We start from the raw sequence: 3,039 nt of genomic DNA, 5'->3' as shown, positions 1-3,039 counted from the left end.
CCGTAGGCGTCCGGTGCGCAGCACGAACACGATTTTATTGTTAGCTGCGTAAGCCCGTAAAATGGTTAAACCGTGACGAAAACCTGAAGCAAGTACAACTGGAGACAAAGTAAAAGCCAGAAGATTTACCACCAGAGATTTTGACCGCTGCTAAAAACCAAGCAGAACCAAAATACCTCGAAACAGTTTGAACCAGAAGGTTTGAAAACTACAAGCAAGCGACAATGTAAAAAACTCTCCGACAGGGAAAACCTTTTGTTTTCTGTTCAAGATTGAAACATTTTTTAAAACTGCACTGAACCAAAATGCCGAAATCAGTTTGAACCAGAAGGTTTGAAAACTAAAAGCAAACGACAATGTAGAAGCTGGCCTTGTACAAATTCGATCAGCAACCTCTCAGCGCTGGGTATTACGGAGGCATTCGGCCACTGATTCCGGAAACATTCGGCCACCCATTCCGGTAACATCCGGCCACTGATTCCGGTACATTCGGCCACCCCTTTCCAAGCCAGCGGCGCAGTCTATTTCAATAACCGTTACCCTCGTTCTTGAGACCCAATCAAGGATGAAGGGATAACATCATGAAGAGACTGCCAATGCGCAAAATTCGTGAAGTACTCAGGCTCAAATTTGAGCACAACCTCAGTGAGCGAAAGATTGCCCGGAGCTGCAATATTTCCCGCTCAACCGTTAAAGATTATCTGGCCCGGTTTTCTGTTTCTGAACTGTCCTGGCCACTGCCAGATACCTTGGATGAGAAAGTTCTGGAACAACAGCTGTTCCCCGCCAAGTCATCGGATAGCCGAAGCAAGCAAGCGACACCGGACTGGAGTCAAATCCATCAAGAGCTTCGCCACCCCAACACCACCCTGATGCTGCTTTGGCAGGAGTATAAAAGCTGTCATCCCGATGGTTATCAGTACAGCTGGTTTAGTGACCAATACCGGTCATGGAGGAACCAGGTTGATGTGGTCATGCGACAAAACCATGTTGCCGGGGACAAACTCTTTATTGATTATGCTGGTCAGACGATGACTGTCGTTGATCAGTTCACCGGTGAAGCGCGACAGGTACAGATTTTTATCGCCACACTGGGTGCCTCCAGTTACACCTATGCCGAGGCCACTTGGAGTCAGTCACTTCCCGACTGGATCGGCTCACATATCCGGGCCTTTGAGTTTTTGGGAGGCATTCCCAACACACTGGTGCCCGATAATCTGAAGTCTGGCGTAAAAACGCCCCATCGGTATGAACCGGTGATCAACCCGACCTACCAGGATCTGGCTGAACACTATCAGGTAGCTGTCGTTCCTGCCCGGGTAAGAAAGCCTCAAGACAAAGCCAAGGTTGAGTCTGCTGTGCAGGTGGTTGAACGCTGGATACTGGCGGGACTGCGTCATCAGACATTCTTCACCCTGTCAGCACTAAACAAGGCGATCCGGGGCTTGCTGGATAAGCTGAACAGCAAGCCGTTTCAAAAGTTACAAGGTAGTCGTCGTTCATTATTTGAGTCACTGGATAAACCAGCACTCAAGCCTTTACCGATTGAACGCTACCAATACGCTGAATGGAAAGAAGCTCGTGTGCACATTGACTACCACGTTTCAGTGGATGGTCAATACTACTCCGTGCCTTACCAACTGGTAAAAAAGCAACTCTCTGTTCGTTTCACCCAGAATACGGTTGAGTGCTTTCACCAAGGGCAACGGGTTGCCAGCCATCAGCGTTTGTATCAGAAAGGTCGCTACAGTACCCAGTCTGACCACATGCCAGAAAAGCATAAACAGCATGCCCAGTGGACGCCGGAACGACTCCAGAGTTGGGCTGGAAAAACCGGACCTGAGACCGAAGCGGTGATACGACGAATCCTCACGGACCGTCGTTATCCGCAACAGGGCTATCGTAGCTGCCTTGGCATCATGAGGTTGGGAAAAAGCTACGGTGACGTACGACTTGAAAACGCCTGTCGTCGTGCACTTTATACGGATGCTTGCTCATACCGCAGCCTCGAATCAATCCTGAAGCACAACCTGGATCAACAGCCATTACCGCAGCTTGAGCCGGAGCCCCCATTACCTGAACACCATGAGAACCTTCGTGGTTCTGACTACTTCCACTAAACCATCACGAATAATAGATAAAGGAAACAGAACCATGTTATTAAATCCAACATTAGAAAAGCTGCAAACACTGAAACTGTCAGGCATGCATGAAGCATTGAATGAACAGTTAAGCAGTGCAGATATAGATCAATTGTCGTTTGATGAACGCCTCGGCTTGATGGTTGATCGGGAAATCACTGCCCGTGACAATCGTCGCCTGAAAACCCGGCTTAAAAATGCACGACTACGGCAGAATGCTTGTATGGAAGATATTGACTTCCGCCATCCTCGTGGTCTTCAGCGAGAGCCGTTCCAACAGCTACTGGGCAGTGGCTGGATAAAGGATCATCAAAACGTCATCATCACCGGCCCAACAGGCGTCGGAAAAACCTGGCTCGCTTGTGCCTTGGCGCAGAAGGCCTGTCGTGATGGTTACACCGTCCATTATGTGAGGCTGCCAAGACTGCTTCAGGATCTCAGCCTTGCCCGCGCTGATGGCCGTTATCTAAAGCTGATGGCTGCAATGGCCAAGACCGACCTGCTCCTTCTTGATGACTGGGGACTGGCACCGCTGAGTGAAAGCCAGAGGCGTGATCTACTGGAGTTGGTTGAAGACCGGCATAACCTCAAGAGCACCCTGATTACCAGTCAAATGCCGGTTGATCATTGGCATGAATTGATTGGAGATCCGACACTGGCAGATGCGATTCTGGATCGGCTGATTCATAACGCTCACCGCGTCCCCCTGAAGGGTGAATCACTTCGCAAGAAACAAGCAAAACTGGCGAAGTCCGAACCTACGTCCTAAGCTGCAAAGCGATGCGTCGCTGCGCTCCGATGGGGGTGGCCGAATGTTACCGGAATCGGTGGCCGGATAATCCCGGAATAGGTGGCCGGATGTTTATGGAATGGGTGGCCGAATGCTCCGGAATGCGCA

At 50.0% G+C, this 3,039-nt stretch carries 2 protein-coding genes; both read left to right on the top strand.

Translation table 11 applies throughout. The annotated features are described in order from the left end of the window. Window positions 1-581: 581 nt before the first annotated feature. Window positions 582-2,120: an IS21 family transposase gene (istA, locus tag AKL11_RS23590; RefSeq protein ID WP_095210654.1), complete on the top strand. Its 1,539-nt coding sequence runs from the start codon at window positions 582-584 to the stop codon at window positions 2,118-2,120. Between the two features lie 34 nt (window positions 2,121-2,154). After that, window positions 2,155-2,910, top strand: a complete 756-nt coding sequence (istB, locus tag AKL11_RS23585) for an IS21-like element helper ATPase IstB (protein ID WP_067522687.1) — start codon at window positions 2,155-2,157, stop codon at window positions 2,908-2,910. Window positions 2,911-3,039: the final 129 nt, after the last annotated feature.

Origin of the sequence: Endozoicomonas ascidiicola, assembly GCF_001646945.1 — a bacterium.
GTDB classification, from domain to species: domain Bacteria; phylum Pseudomonadota; class Gammaproteobacteria; order Pseudomonadales; family Endozoicomonadaceae; genus Endozoicomonas; species Endozoicomonas ascidiicola.
This window is presented reverse-complemented; position numbering and strand designations above follow the sequence as displayed.

What these genes read in the sequence shown, in the direction of transcription:
- istB (WP_067522687.1), top strand. Translation starts at nt 2,155, where the DNA reads ATGTTATTAAATCCAACATTAGAAAAGCTGCAAACACTGAAACTGTCA.
- istA (WP_095210654.1), top strand. Translation starts at nt 582, where the DNA reads ATGAAGAGACTGCCAATGCGCAAAATTCGTGAAGTACTCAGGCTCAAA.